The sequence below is a fragment of the Pseudomonas sp. BNK-45 genome, assembly GCF_047456255.1.
Lineage (GTDB): Bacteria > Pseudomonadota > Gammaproteobacteria > Pseudomonadales > Pseudomonadaceae > Aquipseudomonas.
On record NZ_CP179909.1, the window covers coordinates 3,136,782 to 3,156,700 of the forward strand.

17 protein-coding genes and 3 tRNA genes are annotated in these 19,919 nt (G+C 59.0%); 14 read left to right on the top strand and 6 right to left on the bottom strand.

Annotated elements, in window-relative coordinates:
- The first annotated feature begins 33 nt into the window (after positions 1-33).
- The gene (locus tag ACMGG8_RS14565; RefSeq protein ID WP_060840196.1) at positions 34-282 is read left to right on the top strand and encodes a hypothetical protein; all 249 of its coding nucleotides are present in this window, start codon (positions 34-36) and stop codon (positions 280-282) included.
- Between the two features lie 30 nt (positions 283-312).
- On the top strand, positions 313-1,068 hold the full coding sequence (locus tag ACMGG8_RS14570) for a TerC family protein (RefSeq protein WP_414159792.1): 756 nt from the start codon (positions 313-315) through the stop codon (positions 1,066-1,068).
- 79 nt (positions 1,069-1,147) lie between these two features.
- Here ACMGG8_RS14570 and ACMGG8_RS14575 read toward each other — a convergent pair whose 3' ends face one another.
- On the bottom strand, positions 1,148-1,312 hold the full coding sequence (locus ACMGG8_RS14575) for a hypothetical protein (RefSeq protein ID WP_164990722.1): 165 nt from the start codon (positions 1,310-1,312) through the stop codon (positions 1,148-1,150).
- Between the two features lie 226 nt (positions 1,313-1,538).
- Here ACMGG8_RS14575 and ACMGG8_RS14580 point away from each other — a divergent pair, with 226 nt between their 5' ends.
- The gene (locus ACMGG8_RS14580) at positions 1,539-2,213 is read left to right on the top strand and encodes a peptidase C39 family protein (protein ID WP_060841985.1); all 675 of its coding nucleotides are present in this window, start codon (positions 1,539-1,541) and stop codon (positions 2,211-2,213) included.
- A gap of 52 nt (positions 2,214-2,265) precedes the next feature.
- Here the strand turns inward: ACMGG8_RS14580 and pbpG are convergent, their stop codons facing one another.
- Positions 2,266-3,204, bottom strand: coding sequence for a D-alanyl-D-alanine endopeptidase (pbpG, locus tag ACMGG8_RS14585; protein ID WP_108546355.1), 939 nt, complete (start codon positions 3,202-3,204; stop codon positions 2,266-2,268).
- Between the two features lie 294 nt (positions 3,205-3,498).
- Positions 3,499-4,353, bottom strand: coding sequence for a bifunctional methylenetetrahydrofolate dehydrogenase/methenyltetrahydrofolate cyclohydrolase FolD (folD, locus tag ACMGG8_RS14590; RefSeq protein WP_016965270.1), 855 nt, complete (start codon positions 4,351-4,353; stop codon positions 3,499-3,501).
- 280 nt (positions 4,354-4,633) lie between these two features.
- Between folD and ACMGG8_RS14595 the strand changes: the two genes are divergently transcribed.
- From ACMGG8_RS14595 to ACMGG8_RS14635, 9 genes are all read left to right on the top strand, one after another.
- Positions 4,634-4,710 (top strand) — tRNA-Arg (locus ACMGG8_RS14595).
- Between the two features lie 32 nt (positions 4,711-4,742).
- A tRNA-His gene (locus ACMGG8_RS14600) sits at positions 4,743-4,818 on the top strand.
- A 57-nt stretch (positions 4,819-4,875) separates the two neighbouring features.
- Positions 4,876-4,960 (top strand) — tRNA-Leu (locus tag ACMGG8_RS14605).
- 409 nt (positions 4,961-5,369) lie between these two features.
- Complete coding sequence (tig, locus tag ACMGG8_RS14610; protein WP_414159793.1) at positions 5,370-6,680, top strand: trigger factor; 1,311 nt, start codon at positions 5,370-5,372, stop codon at positions 6,678-6,680.
- Between the two features lie 92 nt (positions 6,681-6,772).
- Entirely contained in the window at positions 6,773-7,414 is a 642-nt protein-coding gene (gene clpP / locus ACMGG8_RS14615; protein WP_016965272.1) for an ATP-dependent Clp endopeptidase proteolytic subunit ClpP, read from the top strand.
- A gap of 106 nt (positions 7,415-7,520) precedes the next feature.
- Positions 7,521-8,804 (top strand): ATP-dependent Clp protease ATP-binding subunit ClpX, encoded by a 1,284-nt coding sequence (clpX, locus tag ACMGG8_RS14620; protein WP_016965273.1) that lies wholly within the window; start codon positions 7,521-7,523, stop codon positions 8,802-8,804.
- A 161-nt stretch (positions 8,805-8,965) separates the two neighbouring features.
- Positions 8,966-11,362, top strand: a complete 2,397-nt coding sequence (gene lon, locus ACMGG8_RS14625; protein ID WP_060840192.1) for an endopeptidase La — start codon at positions 8,966-8,968, stop codon at positions 11,360-11,362.
- A gap of 148 nt (positions 11,363-11,510) precedes the next feature.
- A complete protein-coding gene (locus ACMGG8_RS14630) occupies positions 11,511-11,783 on the top strand; it encodes an HU family DNA-binding protein (RefSeq protein WP_011062271.1) in 273 nt (90 codons plus the stop codon).
- A 226-nt stretch (positions 11,784-12,009) separates the two neighbouring features.
- Positions 12,010-13,881 (top strand): SurA N-terminal domain-containing protein, encoded by a 1,872-nt coding sequence (locus tag ACMGG8_RS14635; protein WP_414159794.1) that lies wholly within the window; start codon positions 12,010-12,012, stop codon positions 13,879-13,881.
- A gap of 164 nt (positions 13,882-14,045) precedes the next feature.
- Here the strand turns inward: ACMGG8_RS14635 and ACMGG8_RS14640 are convergent, their stop codons facing one another.
- Positions 14,046-15,251 (bottom strand): MFS transporter, encoded by a 1,206-nt coding sequence (locus ACMGG8_RS14640; protein WP_060840190.1) that lies wholly within the window; start codon positions 15,249-15,251, stop codon positions 14,046-14,048.
- A gap of 123 nt (positions 15,252-15,374) precedes the next feature.
- On the opposite strand from ACMGG8_RS14640, the gene ACMGG8_RS14645 reads away from it, so the two are divergent.
- A complete protein-coding gene (locus tag ACMGG8_RS14645; protein WP_414159795.1) occupies positions 15,375-16,274 on the top strand; it encodes a LysR family transcriptional regulator in 900 nt (299 codons plus the stop codon).
- A gap of 92 nt (positions 16,275-16,366) precedes the next feature.
- Complete coding sequence (locus ACMGG8_RS14650; RefSeq protein ID WP_060840188.1) at positions 16,367-17,239, top strand: DUF2242 domain-containing protein; 873 nt, start codon at positions 16,367-16,369, stop codon at positions 17,237-17,239.
- A 458-nt stretch (positions 17,240-17,697) separates the two neighbouring features.
- Here the strand turns inward: ACMGG8_RS14650 and ACMGG8_RS14655 are convergent, their stop codons facing one another.
- Entirely contained in the window at positions 17,698-18,738 is a 1,041-nt protein-coding gene (locus ACMGG8_RS14655) for an AraC family transcriptional regulator (RefSeq protein ID WP_414159796.1), read from the bottom strand.
- Positions 18,739-18,741: 3 nt separating this feature from the next.
- A complete protein-coding gene (locus ACMGG8_RS14660) occupies positions 18,742-19,872 on the bottom strand; it encodes a carbon-nitrogen hydrolase family protein (RefSeq protein WP_414159797.1) in 1,131 nt (376 codons plus the stop codon).
- Positions 19,873-19,919: the final 47 nt, after the last annotated feature.

Consider the following 19,919-nt stretch of genomic DNA (forward strand, 5'->3'; position numbering starts at 1 on the left):
ATTGGCCCTGTCCGTTCTATCGAGGAATACGGCATGTCATTCAAAACCCTGGGCGCGGCCTCGTTGCTGGCCCTGTCTATGCTGACCCTGGCGGGGTGTGATCAGGCGGAAAAAAGCGCTCAACAGGTGCTGGACAAGGCCGCCGAGACGGCCAAGCAGGCCATCGATGACACCCACAAGGCTGCCGAGCAGGCCCTGAGCGAGGCCACGCAAAGCGTGACCGGCAAGGAAAAACCAGAGGACGACGCGGCCAAGAAGCCCGATTCTTCCCAGGAAATCTGACTTTTCATATCACCGATTCAGGATTGACCCATGGATTACCTTTTACAGCTCGCCGCCAGCCCCACCGCCTGGGTGGCTCTGGCCACTCTGGTGGTGATGGAGATCGTGCTTGGCATCGATAACCTGATCTTTATTTCCATCCTCACCAACAAGCTGCCGGAAAAGCACCGGGCCAAGGCGCGACGCATCGGGATCAGCATGGCGTTGTTCCTGCGTCTGGCGCTGCTCAGCACCATCGCTTTCATTGTCCAGCTCACTGAGCCGGTGATCGACGTGCTGGGGCAGAGTTTCTCCTGGAAGGACATGATCCTGATTGCCGGTGGCCTGTTCCTGGTCTGGAAAGCCACCACCGAGATCCACCAGAGCATGGACCCTGAGCCCGAGAAGCCGGCTACCGCGACTTCCAAGGTGAGCATCGGGTTTGCGGCGGCGATCGGGCAGATCCTGATGCTGGACCTGGTGTTTTCCATCGACAGCATCATTACGGCGGTGGGCATGACCGAGCACCTGCCGATCATGATCATTGCCGTGGTGATCTCGGTGCTGGTGATGTTGCTGGCCGCCGAACCGCTGGCCAAGTTCATCCATGACAACCCGACTGTGGTCATGCTGGCCCTGGGCTTCCTGATCATGATCGGCATGACCCTGATCGCCGAAGGTTTTGGCGCCCATGTGCCCAAGGGCTATGTGTATGCGGCCATGGCGTTCTCGGCGGCCATTGAAAGCTTGAACATGTTGGCCCGTCGGGCTCGGCAGAAGCGCCAGGCGCAGCACCCCGAGGTCTGATTCGCCACCAAGGCAAACGGCCGTCTGTACTCGCTGGAGTCAGGCGGCCGTGTCGTTTTACGGGAAGGGAAAGCGGAGATCAGTGCACAGTGGCGGGGCGCCGGGCGGTCTTTTCGCTTTCGATGCCTGGCTTGCGGGGCTGAGCGTGGTGGCGGCGAGTGATACGCAGCACGCCCCAGAGCATGGCGCCGGCGACGGCCAGCCAGCCCAGGATCAGCATCAGGATTGTCGTTGTCAGGCTCATCAGTGCCTCCTTATATGCCCTGTACAGGGCACACACACTTGCCAATGGACAGTCTAGTAGCCCCTGTGTTTCAGGCTATTGACCAATAGTCGCGAGTCTTCGAACACTTCGCTCTATGGTTTGCAATTAACTGTTGCCTAACGCTATACCCTCGCCCGTGAGGGCCCTATGATCAAGGCCCCAGCCGGAGCAGGGTCGTCCGGCGTCTGTCTATTAGAGAGCAATGATGGTGCGGGTATTTCCTCGATTTCGAGCGGCGCTGCTGGCCAGCGCCTGTGTTCTGGGCCTGGCCGGATGTGCCGGCAGCGTGGCACCGGAGATTCAGCGTCTGCCGGAGCGGGTGGAGCTCAACAGCGTGCCGTTCTTCCGTGGCGAGATGTACCAGAGCGCTCCCGGAGCCTTGGCCAGCATGTTGTCGCAACAGGGCATCGTGATTACCCCCGGGTTGCTGGACAAGCCTTTGCACCTGCCGGGAGCCGAGGCGCAGTTGCAGCAGAACCTGCAGGGCCTGGCCCGGCAATACGGCATGGTGGTCTATCCCCTGGATGATCATCTGTCGGCCTTGCTGACGCAGGTGGCTGCAGGTTATCCGGTGCTGGTGCGCTTTACCGAGGGTTCAAGCTTGTGGGCGCAGCCGCGTTATGCGGTCCTGGCCGGATATAACCGGGACAAGCAGACGGTGCTGTTGCGGGGGGCGAAAAGCCGTCGGCAACTGATGAGCTTCAGTGCGTTCGAGTCGTCCTGGAAAGACGCCGGCAGTTTCGCGGTATTGATTCAGGCGCCCAACCAGCTACCGGCCAAGGTCGATCGCCAGCGTTGGCTGAAAGCGGCCAATGAGCTGGCCCAGGCCGGCCAGGAGCAGGCGGCGGCTCGGGCCGGCAAGGCACTCGACGGTCATTGAACGCTCTATAGACAACAACGGCGCCTCAGGGCGCCGTTGTTGTTGCTGGGGATCAATGTGAGGCTTGCGGGGCTGCGCTCTGGTGGTTCTTGAGGTTCTTGTCGGCCTTGTAGCGCAGGGCCACGTCCGGTACCGAACCGCTTTTGCCGGTTTCGACCCAGTTGCGGATACGGCTGGCGTCGGCAAAGTGGGTGTACTTGCCGAAAGCGTCGAGAATCACCAGGGCTACCGGGCGGTTGCCCATGCTGGTGACCAGCACCAGGCAGTGGCCGGCCTGGTTGGTGAAGCCGGTCTTGGTGATCTTGATGTCCCATTTTTCCTTGTTGACCAGGTGGTCGGTGTTGCGAAAGCCCAGGGTGTAGTTGGGTTTACGGAACGCCACGGTCTTTTCCTTGGTGGTGCTCAGTTCGCTCAGCAGCGGGTATTTGCGAGCGGCCACCAACAGCTTGCTCAGGTCTCGGGCAGTGGAGACGTTGTGGATCGACAGGCCGGTGGGCTCGACATAGTGGGTATGGGTCATGCCCAGGGACTTGGCCTTGGCGTTCATGGCGGCAATGAACGCCGAGTAGCCGCCTGGATAGTGATGGGCGAGGCTGGCAGCGGCGCGGTTTTCCGAGGACATCAGGGCGATCAGCAAGGTATCGCGACGGCTCAGCTCGCTGTTGAGCTTGACCCGTGAAAACACGCCCTTCATCTCCGGGGTGTCGCTGATGTTCATGGAGATGTGCTCATCCAGCGGCAGCTTGGCGTCCAGCACGATCATGGCGGTCATCAGCTTGGTGACTGAGGCGATGGGCACCACGACGTCCGGGTTGCTGGAGTAGATGACTTTGTTGGTCTGCAGATCCAGCAGCAGGGCGCTGCCGGAGGCGATATGCAACTGTGAAGTGTCTCTTGGCGCCGCGGTGGTTTCGCTGGCGTCGACGCTGTGTGCGATCAAGGTGCCGGACACAGCAAACAACAAGCTGAGGATGGAGAGACGAATTTTCACGCGGGCGGACTCGATAAAGATGGATATGCCGTCTGGCAACGGGTTTTTTCGGGAAAACGTTACATTTTATGAATATAGCTGAGGAACTGTCGATTGTTCTTCAGCGGTCAGTCGAAAACCCTTAAAAACCAAGAAAAAACACCGGTTTTCCCTGAGTGGCAGGTGTTCGTCAGGATAGGCCCGGCTTGACCTGGAGCGCTAAGATTCAGGAGCTATATGTCGGGCGCAGGGAGTGTGTTGCGGCGGCATAAAAAAGCCCGCCAATGGCGGGCTGATTGAAGCAGGCTGGCAAACTCAGCTGTGCAGCGTTTCCGCGGCGTACAGGGTGTTTTCCAGCAGGCAGGCACGGGTCATGGGACCGACGCCGCCAGGTACCGGCGTGATCCAGCCGGCGCGGGGCAGGGCGGTCTCATACACGACGTCGCCCACCAGTTTGCCGTCTTCCTGACGATTGATGCCCACGTCGATGACGATGGCGCCTTCCTTGATCCATTCGCCCTTGACCAGGCCCGGCTTGCCAGCGGCAACCACGACCAGATCGGCGCGGCCGACGTGGCCGGCCAGGTCCTTGGTAAAGCGGTGAGTCACGGTCACGGTGCAGCCCGCCAGCAGCAACTCCATGGCCATCGGACGACCGACGATATTGGAGGCGCCCACTACGACTGCGTCCATGCCATACAGATCGGCGCCGGTGCTTTGCAGCAGGGTCATGATGCCCTTGGGGGTGCAGGGGCGCAGCAGGGGAATGCGCTGGGCCAGGCGACCGACGTTATAGGGGTGGAAGCCATCCACGTCTTTGTCCGGGCGAATGCGCTCAAGCAACAAGGAGGCGTCCAGGTGCTCGGGCAGAGGCAATTGCAAGAGGACGCCGTCGATATTCGGGTCATCGTTGAGCTTGTCGATCAGGCCGGCCAGATCTTCTTGAGTCGTGTTGGCGGGCAAGTCATAGGCTTGTGAAAGGAAGCCGACCTCTTCGCAGTCTTTACGCTTGTGCGAGACATAAACCTGAGAGGCCGGGTCGCTGCCGACCAGAATCACCGCGAGGCCCGGAGTACGCAGGCCTTGCTGGCGACGCTCGGCGACACGTTTGGCGATCTGCTGGCGCAGGCTAGCGGCGATCGCTTTGCCGTCGATTAGTTGTGCAGTCATGACGCGTGATTAACCATCGAGAGGGAGAGAAAAAGAGAACGCATTCTCGCATGTCGGGACGTGAGGGCAAAGGCGCTTGGTCTGCAAATTCCCCTAACTCCTTTAATTAAATGAATTTTTTTTAAAAAAGAGTTGACGACCTAACGGCTCGTCTATAACATTCGTCGCACTTGTCGGGCACAGCCTAGCACTGGTTAAGAAGGTCGGGCAGAGTTGATGTTTAACTCGTAACGACTGAAAGCAATTAGTTTGTAGTCATTAAAGAATACAGATTAATAAGGCGCCCGTAGCTCAGCTGGATAGAGCATCCGCCTTCTAAGCGGATGGTCGCAGGTTCGAGTCCTGCCGGGTGCGCCATTAGGCAGCTTTGGCACAAGTAACGCAATATGGTGGGCGTAGCTCAGTTGGTAGAGCACAGGATTGTGACTCCTGTTGTCGTGGGTTCGATCCCCATCGTCCACCCCATATTCGAAGAAGGCGCCAGATTAATAGTCTGGCGCCTTTGCTTTAAAAGCTTGTTAAGCGGACGTGGTGGAATTGGTAGACACACTGGATTTAGGTTCCAGCGCCGCAAGGTGTAAGAGTTCGAGTCTCTTCGTCCGCACCATTAAAGTAGCTAGTTAATAGCAGATCACGGCGCAGCACCTGAAAGGGGCTGCGCCGTTTTCGTTTCTGGACTCGATGCTGTGGTCTGGCTGCATGTAGTGGGTTGGCCGGTGGCGCCAGATTCGCTCTTGGTCGTCGTGTGTTTGAGTTTCAGCTGTTGGCTGGTGTTTGTCGGGGGTGGGTTGGTCGATCCCTTCTATATATAGAAGGATTGGTTTAGAGCCCCTGGCTGGATTTGTAGTAATTGCTCTCATGGCGAGGCTCAACCCTTTGTCCCCGCCTTCACATTGTCGGTCGTATTTCACCCTTTTTCAGTAGGGTGACTTCTTGAGTTTGACCCACTAGAATGCATGCCCTTGATTCTGGGGTCGGAAAACGGCCGGCTAACGTCTGTGCAACGAGGAATATCCATGCAAGTTTCTGTTGAAAATACTTCTGCTCTTGAGCGCCGCATGAGCATCACCGTGCCGGCTGAGCGCATCGAGAGCCAGGTCAACAAGCGTCTGCAGCAGACTGCCCAAAAGGCCAAAATCCCAGGCTTCCGTCCTGGCAAGGTTCCAATGAGCGTGATTCGTCAGCGTTATGAGGCTGACGCGCGTCAAGAAGCAGTGGGTGACGTGATCCAGGCTTCTTTCTATGAAGCTGTTGTTGAGCAGAAGCTGAACCCGGCTGGCGCTCCTTCGGTCGAGCCTAAAGTGCTGGAGAAGGGCAAGGATCTGGAATACGTTGCCACTTTCGAAGTTTTCCCAGAGTTCACTGTCGCCGGTTTCGAAAGCATCGCTGTTGAGCGTCTGAGCGCTGAAGTGGCTGATGCTGACCTGGACAACATGCTGGAAATCCTGCGCAAGCAGAATGTTCGCTTCGAAGTGGTTGATCGCGCTGCGCAGAACGATGATCAACTGAACATCGATTTCGTTGGCAAGGTCGACGGCGAAGCTTTCGCAGGTGGCTCGGCCAAGGGCACTCAGCTGGTGTTGGGTTCCGGTCGCATGATTCCTGGTTTCGAAGACGGTCTGGTTGGCGCTAAAGCTGGCGAAGAGCGTGTTCTGAACCTGACCTTCCCTGAGAACTATCAGAACCTGGACCTGGCCAACAAAGCCGCCGAGTTCACTGTTACTGTCAACAGCGTTTCCGAGCCTAAGCTGCCAGAGCTGACCGAAGAGTTCTTCGCTCAATTCGGGATCAAGGAAGCGGGTCTGGATGGCTTCCGTGCCGAAGTTCGCAAAAACATGGAGCGCGAACTGCGTCAGGCTATCAAGTCCAAAGTGAAGAATCAGGTTATGGACGGTCTGCTGGCCTCCAACCCGATCGAAGTGCCAAAAGCGCTGCTGGACAACGAAGTCAATCGTCTGCGCGTTCAGGCTGTTCAGCAGTTCGGTGGCAACATCAAGCCGGATCAACTGCCGGCTGAGCTGTTCGAAGAGCAGGCTAAGCGCCGCGTAGTGCTGGGTCTGATCGTCGCTGAAGTGGTTAAGCAATTCGACCTCAAGCCTGATGAAGCCCGCGTTCGCGAGCTGATCCAGGAAATGGCTTCGGCTTACCAAGAGCCAGAGCAAGTCGTGTCCTGGTACTACAAGAACGAGCAGCAGTTGAACGAAGTCCGTTCGGTTGTGCTGGAAGAGCAAGTTGTGGATACTGTTCTGCAGAAAGCTAGCGTGACCGACAAAACGGTCTCTTACGAAGAAGCGGTCAAGCCGGTAGAAGCACCTCAAGCCGACTGATCCTCTTTTCGTTCGAAGCACACACCATAAGCCAGCCTTCGTGCTGGCTTATGCGTATTCAAGACATGACTATTTGGGAGTGACTGCAGGACATGTCCCGCAATTCTTATTATCAGCAGAGCTCTGACATCCAGGCCGCAGGCGGCCTGGTCCCGATGGTTATCGAGCAGTCCGCCCGCGGCGAACGCGCCTATGACATCTATTCGCGCCTCTTGAAGGAGCGAGTGATCTTCCTGATTGGCCCGGTAGAGGACTACATGGCCAACCTGGTTGCGGCGCAACTGCTATTCCTTGAAGCGGAAAACCCGGACAAGGACATCCATCTCTATATCAACTCGCCAGGTGGCTCGGTGACTGCAGGCATGTCGATCTACGACACCATGCAATTCATCAAGCCTGACGTTTCGACTATCTGCATTGGTCAGGCATGCAGCATGGGGGCCTTCCTGCTCGCTGGTGGTGCCGCGGGCAAGCGTCATTGCCTGCCTAACTCGCGGATGATGATTCACCAACCGCTCGGCGGTTTCCAAGGCCAGGCGTCGGATATCGACATCCATGCCAAGGAAATCCTGCACATTCGTTCGCGCCTGAACTCGCTGCTGGCTCACCACACTGGTCAGAGCCTTGAAACCATTGAGCGTGACACCGAGCGTGACAACTTCATGAGCGCCGAGCGCGCCGCGGAGTACGGTCTGATCGACTCCGTGATCAACAAGCGTCAAATGCCTGCCTAAGCAACTCAAATGTAGGCGGCTTATTTAACTGGCCGCCTGCGGACTTGAAAAAGCCCGCAATTGCCTTCATCTTGTGTTGCAAGCCTATCGGATTTGGATCGATCGAATGACTGACACCCGCAACGGCGAGGACAACGGCAAACTGCTTTATTGCTCCTTCTGTGGCAAAAGCCAGCATGAAGTACGCAAATTGATTGCCGGCCCCTCGGTCTTTATCTGCGACGAGTGCGTCGACTTGTGCAATGACATCATCCGTGAGGAGGTGCAGGAGGCACAGGCCGAAAGCAGCGCGCATAAATTGCCTTCGCCTAAAGAAATCAGCGGCATCCTTGATCAGTATGTGATTGGTCAGGAGCGTGCGAAAAAGGTTCTGGCGGTAGCGGTATACAACCACTACAAGCGTCTGAATCAGCGTGACAAAAAGAACGACGATGTCGAGCTCGGCAAGAGCAATATCTTGCTGATCGGACCTACAGGTTCGGGTAAGACGCTTTTGGCGGAAACCTTGGCTCGTCTGTTGAATGTGCCGTTCACCATTGCCGACGCAACCACCCTGACCGAAGCCGGTTATGTGGGTGAGGACGTTGAGAACATCATTCAGAAATTGCTGCAGAAGTGCGACTACGACGTAGAAAAAGCTCAGATGGGCATTGTCTATATCGATGAAATCGACAAGATTTCCCGCAAGTCTGATAACCCTTCGATTACTCGGGATGTTTCCGGCGAGGGCGTTCAGCAGGCCCTGTTGAAGTTGATCGAGGGCACCGTCGCTTCCGTTCCTCCTCAAGGTGGTCGCAAGCACCCGCAGCAGGAGTTTCTGCAAGTCGACACTCGCAACATCCTGTTTATCTGCGGCGGCGCTTTCTCGGGTCTGGAGAAGGTTATTCAAAACCGCTCCACCCGCGGCGGTATCGGTTTCAACGCCGAAGTTCGCAGCAAGGAAGAGGGCAAGAAGGTCGGTGAGTCCCTGCGTGAAGTTGAACCTGACGATCTGGTCAAGTTCGGTCTGATCCCGGAGTTCGTCGGTCGTCTGCCGGTTCTTGCGACGCTGGATGAGCTGGACGAGGCTGCCTTGATTCAGATTCTCACTGAGCCGAAGAATGCCCTGACCAAGCAGTATGCCAAGCTGTTCGAGATGGAAGGTGTGGACTTGGAGTTCCGTACTGACGCATTGAAGTCGGTCGCCAAGCGAGCGCTTGAACGCAAGACTGGTGCTCGTGGTCTGCGCTCGATTCTCGAAGGTGTTCTGCTCGACACTATGTATGAGATCCCCTCGCAATCCGAGGTGAGTAAAGTAGTGATCGATGAAAGCGTTATTGAAGGCAAGTCCCAGCCACTGTACATCTATGAGAACAGTGAGCCGACGGCCAAGGCTGCGCCAGACGCGTAAGTGTTGTGGTGTTGCTTAAAAGAAGGGGCCTTCGGGCCCCTTTCCTTTTAGCGTCTTAAAGTGCTGTCTTTAAGCTTGTTTTTTTTGCAGGCAGCCCCCATCTTGGTTTCAAGCTTACTTCCATCTGTTTACGGCCGTACGGCCGCCGTAGAGGCGAAATCATGAAGACAACCATCGAATTGCCTCTCCTGCCATTGCGTGATGTCGTGGTTTATCCGCACATGGTTATCCCGCTGTTCGTGGGGCGCGAGAAGTCGATCGAAGCCCTCGAGGCAGCGATGACGGGCGACAAGCAGATTCTTCTGCTGGCACAGAGAAATCCTGCTGATGATGATCCCGGTGAAGATGCACTCTATCGCGTAGGCACCATTGCGACTGTCTTGCAGTTGCTCAAATTGCCTGATGGCACCGTCAAGGTGCTGGTTGAAGGCGAACAGCGCGGCGCTGTAGAACGCTTCAGTGAAGTTGATGGTCACTGCCGTGCTGAAGTCTCTCTGATTGACGAGGTCGATGCTCCTGATCGTGAGTCAGAAGTGTTCGTCCGCAGTTTGCTGTCCCAGTTCGAGCAGTATGTGCAACTGGGCAAGAAAGTCCCTGCCGAGGTGTTGTCTTCTCTCAACAGCATCGACGAGCCAAGCCGCCTGGTAGATACCATGGCTGCGCACATGGCGCTGAAGATCGAGCAGAAGCAGGAAATCCTCGAGATCATTGATCTGTCAGCCCGAGTCGAGCACGTCCTGGCATTGCTGGACGCCGAGATTGATCTGCTGCAAGTGGAAAAGCGCATTCGTGGCCGCGTCAAGAAACAAATGGAGCGTAGCCAGCGTGAGTACTACCTGAATGAGCAGATGAAGGCCATTCAGAAAGAGTTGGGTGACGGTGACGAAGGCCACAACGAAATCGAAGAGCTGAAGAAGCGCATCGATGCCGCCGGCCTGCCCAAAGACGCCATGACCAAGGCTCAGGCCGAACTGAACAAGCTCAAGCAGATGTCGCCGATGTCTGCCGAGGCCACCGTGGTTCGCTCCTACATCGACTGGTTGGTGCAGGTGCCGTGGAAGGCTCAGAGCAAGGTGCGCCTGGACCTGGCACGTGCCGAAGACATCCTTGATGCCGACCACTACGGTCTGGAAGAAGTCAAAGAGCGGATTCTCGAATACCTCGCCGTACAAAAGCGGGTTAAGAAAATCCGTGGTCCGGTGTTGTGCCTCGTCGGGCCTCCAGGGGTAGGGAAAACCTCCCTGGCCGAATCGATCGCCAACGCAACCAATCGCAAGTTTGTGCGGATGGCGCTGGGTGGTGTTCGGGACGAAGCGGAAATCCGTGGCCATCGTCGGACTTACATCGGTTCGATGCCAGGAAGATTGATTCAAAAGATGACAAAGGTGGGGGTGCGCAACCCGCTGTTCCTGCTCGATGAAATCGACAAGATGGGCAGCGATATGCGCGGCGATCCGGCGTCTGCCTTGCTAGAGGTTCTGGATCCCGAGCAGAACCATAATTTCAACGATCACTATCTGGAAGTCGATTACGACCTGTCCGATGTGATGTTCCTGTGCACCTCCAACTCGATGAATATCCCTCCGGCATTGCTGGATCGGATGGAGGTGATTCGTCTGCCCGGCTATACCGAGGACGAGAAGATCAACATCGCGATCAAGTACCTGTCGCCCAAGCAGATCCAGGCCAACGGCCTGAAGAAGGGTGAGCTGGAATTCGATCCGGATGCGATCCGCGACATCATTCGTTACTACACCCGCGAAGCCGGTGTGCGGGGCCTGGAGCGCCAGATTGCCAAGGTCTGCCGCAAGGCAGTGAAAGAGCACGCGATGGAAAAACGCTTCTCGGTGAAAGTGACTTCCGAGTTGCTGGAACACTTCCTTGGTGTGCGCAAGTTCCGCTACGGCCTGGCAGAGCAGCAAGATCAGATCGGCCAGGTAACGGGTCTGGCCTGGACTCAGGTCGGCGGCGAATTGCTGACCATCGAAGCTGCGGTGGTGCCAGGCAAGGGCCAGTTGATCAAGACCGGCTCCCTGGGCGATGTCATGGTCGAGTCGATCACTGCAGCACTGACCGTGGTACGCAGTCGGGCGAAGAGTTTGGGCATTCCCCTGGACTTCCACGAGAAGCGCGATACCCATATCCATATGCCTGAAGGGGCAACCCCCAAAGACGGCCCTAGCGCAGGCATAGGCATGTGCACGGCGCTGGTTTCCGCGCTGACCGGGATCCCGGTACGGGCTGACGTGGCGATGACTGGCGAGATCACTCTGCGTGGTCAGGTGTTGGCCATCGGTGGACTGAAAGAGAAATTACTCGCAGCTCATCGTGGTGGAATCAAGACGGTGATCATTCCTGAAGAGAATGTTCGCGATTTGAAAGAAATTCCTGACAATATCAAGCAGGATCTGCAGATTAAACCGGTTAAATGGATTGACGAAGTCCTGCAAATTGCGCTGCAATACGCGCCGGAGCCCTTGCCGGATGTGGCTCCCGAGATAGTTGCAAAGGACGAAAAACGCGAGTCTGACTCTAAGGAAAGAATTAGCACGCATTAGTACGCATTAGCCTGGGGGGCTTCCTTGACAGCTTTTTAGAGCCCTTGTTATAAAGCGGCTCTTAAGTGTCTGTAGGCCATTCAGCACTCGTTTTTGCTTTCACCAAAAAACTTAGAATCATACTCATAGATATATAAGGGGACTTAGAGTGAACAAGTCGGAACTGATTGATGCTATCGCTGCATCTGCTGATCTCCCGAAAGCTGCTGCTGGCCGTGCGCTGGACGCAGTTATCGAATCCGTTACTGGCGCTCTGAAGGCCGGTGACTCTGTTGTTCTGGTTGGTTTCGGTACCTTCTCCGTAACTGATCGCCCAGCTCGTATCGGCCGCAACCCACAGACCGGTAAGACTCTGGAAATCGCCGCTGCTAAAAAGCCAGGTTTCAAAGCCGGTAAAGCACTGAAAGAAGCCGTTAACTAAGTTTCTTCAGGGTCTTTGCCCATCCGGGTCGGGGTCATGCCTGATCTGGCAGCGGGGCGCCAGTCGACCGATAGACCATCGGTTTACGCAGAGGGTTGCAGATTCAACTCTCGTCCGCTCCGCCAGTTACGAGAAGGCGCATCCTCGGATGCGCCTTTCTTCTATCCGGATTCTACCCACGCTCCACGGCTGCTCAAATTGAATTACAGCCGTTTTTGGGGGACGTATGCTGCAGAATATCAGGGACAATTCACAAGGCTGGATTGCCAAAACCATCATCGGGGTCATCGTCGCGCTGCTGGCGTTGACCGGTTTCGATGCCATTTTCAAGGCCACCACCCACAACCAGGACGCGGCCAAGGTCAACGGCGAGGAAATCACTCAGAACGAGCTGAGCCAGGCCGTCGACATGCAACGCCGTCAGTTGATGCAACAGTTGGGCAAAGACTTCGATGCCTCCCTGCTGGATGAGAAGATGCTGCGTGAAGCCGCTCTGAAAGGGCTGATCGATCGCAAGCTGTTGCTGCAAGGGGCGAAGGATTCCAAGTTCGCGTTTTCCGAAGGCGCACTGGATCAAGTGATCCTGCAGACACCTGAATTCCAGGTGGACGGCAAATTCAGCCCCGAGCGTTTCGACCAGGTCATCCGTCAACTGGGTTACACCCGTCTGCAATTCCGCCAGATGCTGGCTCAGGAAATGCTGATCGGCCAGGTACGTGCTGGTCTTGCCGGCAGCGGTTTTGTAACCGACGCCCAGGTGCTGGCCTTCGCTCGTCTGGAAAAGCAGACCCGGGATTTCGCCTCCCTGACCATCAAGGCCGATCCGGCGGCAGTCAAGCTGACCGACGAAGAGGTCAAGGCCTACTACGATCAGCACGCCAAGGAGTTCATGACTCCTGACCAGGTGGTCATCGATTACATCGAGTTGAAGAAGGCCGCATTCTTCGACCAGGTCAGCGTCAAGGACGAAGACCTGCAAGCGCTGTATCAGAAAGAAGTCGCCAACCTGTCCGAGCAGCGTCGTGCCGCGCACATCCTGATCGAAGTCAACGACAAGGTGAACGAGGCTCAGGCCAAGGCCAAGATCGAAGAAATCCAGGCTCGCCTGGCCAAGGGTGATAGCTTCGAGGCACTGGCCAAGGAGTTCTCCCAGGATCCAGGTTCGGCCAATAACGGCGGTGACCTGGGCTACGCCGGCCCAGGTGTCTATGACCCGATCTTCGAAAAAGCGCTGTATGCGCTGGACAAGGATCAGGTCTCGGCGCCGGTACGTACCGGTTTCGGTTTCCACTTGATCAAGCTGCTGGGCATTGAGGCACCGCAAGTGCCGAGCTTCGCCAGCCTCAAGGAAAAGCTGACCCGCGATCTGAAAACCCAGCAGGTTGAGCAGCGTTTCGTCGAGGCTACCAAGCAGCTTGAGGATTCGTCGTTCGAGGCATCCGATCTGGCACAGCCGGCTCAGGATCTGAAACTGACTGTTCACACCTCCGCGCCGTTTGGCCGTGAGGGTGGTGACGGCATCGCCGCCAACCGTAACGTGGTGCAGGCTGCTTTCAGCACCGAGGTGCTCGATGAGGGTGCCAACAGCACCGCAATCGAACTGGACCCGGAAACCGTGGTGGTGCTGCGTGTCAAAGAGCACCACAAGCCTGAGCAACTGCCGCTGGAAGGGGTTGCTACCGCCATTCGCGCGCAATTGGCCAAAGAGCACGCCAGTGCTGCGGCCAAGACCAAGGCCGAAGAACTGATCGCCAGCTTGCGTGATGGCAAGACCGCGCTGAACAAGCCGGTGGACGGTCAGAACTGGAAAGTCATGCAAGCCGTGACCCGTGCCCAGGAAGGTGTCGATCCGACCGTGCTGCAGGCGTTGTTCCGCATGAGCAAGCCTGAGTCCAAGGACAAGCCGACCTTCGCCAGCGTGACTCTGCCCAACGGCAACTTGATGGTGCTGCAACTCAACAACGTCAACGAAGCCGCGGCGCCGACCGAGGAAGAGAAGGTTCAATACCGTCGTTTCCTGGCCTCGCGTATCGGCCAGCAGGACTTCTCTGCCTATCGCAAGCAGTTGGAAAACCAGGCGGACATCAAGCGCTACTGATGCCTGATCTGCTGTGTTGAAAAGACCCCGTCCGCAAGGCCGGGGTCTTTTTTTTGGGGCGGATCTGGCTCAGGTGACGACGGTTCCGGCGCTTGCAGGTATGCCAGTCACCGCCAGGGTCCATGCCGGGGAGAGTTGGCGGTCGCGAACGCCTTGGACCCGTTTCAAGCGCTGGCTGGAAAGCCCTGGCGCCGGGCGTTCACCACCACCAGCAGGGTCAGCAGCAACAGGGTGGCGATTACCCAGGGGAAGGTTGCCACCCCAGGTCCCTGCAGCAGCAAGGCGCCACCCAGGCCGCCGCCGGCCATCGCCAGGTTCCACAGGGTCACCAGCATCGACTGCGCGGTGTCGGCGTGCTCGCCTGCGGTCTTGGCCAGTGCGGTTTGCAACAGGGTGGCCATGCCGCCGAAGGACAACCCCCAGATTGCGGTGGCCCCGTAGATCGCCAGCGGCTGATCGCCCTGCAGCCCCAGCACCAGGGTGGCGCCGATAAACAGCAGGCAACCGAGCAGCACCAGCTCACGCAGCCAGCGGTCGATCAAAAGACCGACCAGCCAGATGCTCAGCAACGCCGCCAGACCGAACACCAGCAGCACCCGTTCAATCGCGTTGCCAAGCCCGGCCGACTCGAGAAAGGGCGCGATGTAGGTGTAGAGAATGTTGTGCCCCAGCACATAGGCGAAAGTCACGAACAGCACCGATCGGATCCCTGGCAAGGTCAGGACCCGAGTCAGCGGCAGGCGCTTGTGCATCCGCAGTCCGGGGAAATCCGGTACCTGAACCAGCACCCAGCCGATCAGCCCGAGGGTCAGCAGAGTCATGCAGGCGAAGCTCATGCGCCAGCCCAGCAGGCCGCCCAGCCAGGTTCCGGCGGGCATGCCCACGGACAACGCCAACGGCGCGCCGAGCATGGCCAGGGTAATCGCCCGTCCCTGCAGGTGGGGCGCCGCCATTCGGCTGGCGTAACCGGCCAGCAGGGCCCAAAGCAGGCCGGCGAAGACGCCGGCACACCCGCGCGCCACGAGGATCAGGCTGTAGTTGGTGGACAGGGCGGTCACGCTGTTGACCACGGCGAAGCCGCCGATGGCGATCAACAGCAGCGGTCGTCGTCGCCAGCCCTGGGTCAGGATGATCAGGGGGATGGCGGCCAGCAGCGATCCCAGGGCGTAGAAGGTCACCAGCTGGCCGATCAGGGCGGGAGAAACGCCCAGGTCGACGCTCATCAGCGGCAGCAGGCCGGCGGGCAGCGTCTCGGTCATCAGGGTGATGAACCCGGCAGTCGCCAGGGCCAGCAGGCCGCCGACAGGCAGTCGCTCGCGGGTTTGGCCAGGCGCTTGCAACAGCTCGCAGGCATTGACGGAATTGTTCATGGGCAGGTCCCGTTGGGTTGGCTCAAAAGTGAGGGGCCTAGGGTAGGGCGCTGTGCATGGCGGAAAAATAGGCTAAGGTTCCGAACTTATCGGACACAGATATCCTTAGTTCGGGAGTGCGCAATGGACTGGCTGGGCAGTATCCCGGTGTTTGTGCAGGTGGCGGAAACCCGCAGCTTCACCGAGGCAGGGCGGTTATTGGGGGTGTCGTCCTCGGCGGTGGGCAAAAGCATCGCCCGCCTGGAGGAGCGCTTGAAGACTCGGCTGTTCCATCGAACGACCCGCAGTATCAGCCTCACCGCCGAAGGCGCGGGCTTTCTTGAGCGCTGTCGGCGGATCGCGGCCGAGGTCGAGGCCGCCGAGTTCCAGCTGTGCGATTCCTCCAGTGCGCCGGTGGGCAAATTGCGCATCAGTGCGCCGCAGGTCCATGGCCTGTTGATGCCCGTGCTGGCCGAGTTCATGCAGCGCTATCCGCAGATCGAACTGGATGTGGACCTTTCCGATCGCCTGGTGGATGTGGTGGAGGAGGGCTTCGATCTGGTAGTGCGTACCGGTAATCCCAAGGATTCCCGGCTCCTGGCCCGGCAACTGGGGTGCTTTCGCATGCTCTTGGTGGGCAGCCCCGGGTATTTCGAGCAGCGCGGCTTGCCCCGCAGCCCCCAGGACCTGCGGGAGCACGCCTGTCTGCGACACACCTTTCACCACACCGGCAAACTCGAGCCCTGGCCATTCAAGCCCCAGGCCCAGCAGCCGGAGCCGTTGTTGCCCACGCGCCTCACCAGCAGCTCCATCGAAGCGGTGGAGCACGCGGCCCGCAGCGGACTGGGCATTGCCTGCCTGCCGGATTTCATGGTTCAGGCCGCGGTACGCCGGGGAGAGTTGCAGGTCGTGCTCGACGAGTATCTGCAGCACAACGGGGCATTCTGGGTGCTGTGGCCATCGAGCCGGCACACCGCAGCCAAGCTGCGGGTGCTGATCGAGCATTTGAGCGAGCGACTTTTTCCGGCAAACAGCGGTCATTAAACTTGTGTGAAATTTAAGACACCAATTACCTGCGCTGCGGGGCATTGATCTGTTGCACAATACGCCCCGGAGCGTTTTCCTCAGGATTTTCGATGTTTAGATCATTTCATCTGCGCGCGGCGGCCGGCTGGTTGCTGTTGTCCGCAATCGCCGGTTGTTCCTCGCACAAGACCGCTATCTACGAGCATGAAAGCTTCGATGATTCCGGCACCTTCTCGCGCAATTATCCGGTGAGCGACGCCGCTTCCTGCGAGGCCGCGCGACGGGCCCTGCTCAGCCAGGGCTACATCATCACCAGCAATGATCCGAAGCTGGTCAGCGGTCACAAGAGCTTCCAGCAGACCGGCGAAACCCACCTGGAAATCAGCTTCAACGTGGTCTGCGCCCGGGATGGCAGCGGCGACCAGCGCTCGACAGTGTTCGCCAACGCCCTGCAGGACCGCTATGCGCTGAAGAAGGTCAACAATTCGGCCAGCCTCGGCGTTGGGGTGCTCGGCTCGGTCTCGATGCCGATCGGTTCAACCGATGATTCGATGGTCAAGGTGGCCAGCGAGACGGTGTCCTCGGCCAAGTTCTATGAGCGCTACTTCGCCCTGGTGGAGCTGTTCCTGCCGCCGGAGGCGAAGAAGGCGGCCCATATCGAAGAGAAGCCCAAGGCCGACCTCGGGGTGCCCGAGAGCAAGCCCGAGCCCCAGGCCAAGCCGGAACCCAAACCGGAACCCAAGCCCGAGCCCAAGGCTTCGCAGCCAGTGGTCGAGCCTGCTGCGGTGGCTGCGCCGGCTGCCGTCGCTGAACCGGAGCCTACGGTCTCGCAACCGCTGGCGCCGCCAGCCGAGGCCGCGCCGATCGTGCCGGCCACCAGCACTGAACCAGCCCCCGCCAGCGAAACCATCACCCCACCACCGGCCAGCCACCTGCCGCCGCCGAGCGAGCCGATTCCGGCCCTGCCGAGCAGCGGGCACTAAGGCACCTACACCGAGCTCGGGTCGACGCGTTCAATGTCGATCCGATAACGGCTCAAGGCATCGCTGATCGGGCTGTAAGAAATCTCCCGTTCATTGACCAGGGCTCTCAACGCTGCCAAGCCAATGAGGTGTCGGTGGCCATTTCGAAAAATGCTCGCAGGTTTTCTCCGGTTAGTGGGTGGGCCGCAACTGTGGGTATCAACCGGAGGCTAAATTCCTCATGGCCTGTTACGTTTTCATTGTAGAAATCCTGACCGAGGGGGTAGTATTTTTTCTGTCATCCCGGCACTTTATGCTGGTGCCGACGGTCAATGGACACAGCACTATTCAATCAACCGAGAAAGGAGTCCGCGATGGACGAATACCAAGAGGAACTGCTGGAGTATCAAGCTTTCGAGCTCGATCCTCTGGAACCAGCAGAAGACGCCACCGAGCTGTAACGCCGGTGGCGTTTTTTTTTAGCCGAACTGTCGGTGGCAGCGGCGGAACTCTCCTGGCGTCTGGCCGTTCCAGCGCTTGAAGGCCCGCTGAAACGCCTCGGCTGAAGCAAAGCCCAGCAGATAGGCAATCTCGCCGAACGCCAGTTCGGTATCGCGAATATAGGTCATGGCCAGGTCGCGCCGGGTGTCATTGAGAATGGCCCGGAACTGCGTCCCTTCTTCCGCCAGCTTGCGCCGCAACGTCCAGGTCGGCAGCTTCAGGCGCATCGCCACTTCTTCCAGGTCGGGCTCACGGCCACCATTGAGCAAAGGTCCCAGCAATTGAATGATGCGCTCGCGCAGGCTGCGAGTGCGGGTCAGTTGCTCCAGCTCCCTTTCGCATAACTGCAGCAGATGCCGCCAGGTGCTCGGACAGTGTTCCGGATTGCGCAGGGCCAGGCTGGCCTGGCTCAGGCGCAACTGGTTCTGTTCGGCGGCGAACTGGATGGGCGTGGGGCCGAGGATGGCGTAGGCATCTTGATAGTCCGGGCGCTCGAACTCGATGTCGATCTGCTCGGCCAGCAGGGTCTGACCGCAGAGGCTGGACAGCTGTTGCAACCAGCCGGAGATGATCGAGTCCACCACGAAGCGGTTGTAGGCGTTGTACGGGCTGATGGAATAGAAGCGCAGCCAGGCGCCGCCGGCATCTTCATGAAAGCTCGACTGACCGCGATAGTTGGAGCCGTACAGCGCTTCGAAGCGCGTTAGGCAACGGGCCGCTTCACGAACGCTGGGGGCTTGGGCGGCTGTGACGCCGGCCAGACCGAGCTGGCTCAGCCGACTCAGACGGCCCATGCGCAGACCCAGGGCCGGGTCGCCGGTGAGCTGGATCGCGCCGTGGCCCAGGCGCATGTAGCGGGGGATCGACAGGCGTGCTCCTGCTTCGCCCAGTCGGGCGGGATCCAGTGCGTATTGCTCGAGCAAGGGGGTTGGGTCCTGGCCGTGGCTGCGGACCGCGTCCGCCAGGCTGTGGACAAAGCCCACCGACAGGTCCCCCAGGCGCATTGGCGTGGTCTTCATGCTTTACAGCCACAGGTTCAGCAGGCGGGCGCCCGTTGTGCCCTGATCGGCAAACGTCTGGCCGTGGCTATTGATGAAGCTCTGGCCGCTGCTGCGCTGGTCCCAGAACTGGCCGCGCAGGAATACGCTGACGCCGGCGCTGGCCAGGCTGCTGGGCGGGCGGGCGGTGAGGGTCAGGCGATGCCAGGCATCGCCCTCGCTGGTTTCTTCCGGCTTGAGGCTGACCTCGCTGGGGGTGGTGATGCTCTTGAAGCCGCGCCAGGGTCGCTCCCAGCCATCGCGGCCCATGACAAAGGCCGGGACCGCGACCAGTTGGGCGCCCTGGTCATTGAGCTGGCGATAGTTGTCCGGGTACCAGCTGTCGCTGCCGATCAGCACCCCGAGGCGCCCGGCGGGAGTGTCGACGACCTGCACCCCCTGTCCGGCATCGCCGCGCACATAGCCGCTCTCGGCATGGGTGGGATAGAGCTGGCGCTGGGGCTGGCCGATAGGCAGGCCGTCGCTGCCGAACACCAGGCTGCTGTTGTACAGGGCGCCGCTACCAATCTGCAGGCTGCCCTGGCTGACGCTGGGCTCGGGCAGAATGATCGAGCCGGCCACCAGGGTCACCTGGAACTCCCGGGCCAGGCCACCGAACAGCACCTGGTACTCCTTGGCCATCTTCTTCGCCTTCATGCGCAGGTGCGCATCGGCCAGGCGGCTTGATCCCTTGGCGCTGATCAGGGCCTTGAGGAATGGCAGTGGATTGCTCACCGCCAGCCAGTTCATTGCTTCTTTCAAGGACACGGCCTGGTACAGCTCGTTCTTTTCGCCGCTGACCATCAGCCAAGTGCCGATGTGTTCCGGCAGCACCACGATGGTCTTGGCATTCACCAGGCCCTTGTCCCGGGCCTGTTGCAGGTAGGCGGCAAGCTTGCGGTGCAGGCGCTCGGGGCTCTGGTAGTCGGTGGGGAACAACTCCGGCTGGATCGCCAGCAGGTTGCCGTGATCGGCAGGTACGCCTTGGTCCACTGCCAGCTCGATGCGCAGGTCCGACAGGTAATGCGCCCCCGGACGGTCGTGGGTCCAGAGCGCATAACGGGTGATGACGGCAAGCAGGGCCAGGGACAAGGTGAGGTAAAGAAGTTTGCGCATGGGAAAACAGTCGGCGGCCGTGTGCAGGATTCGCCGACTAGGGTAGG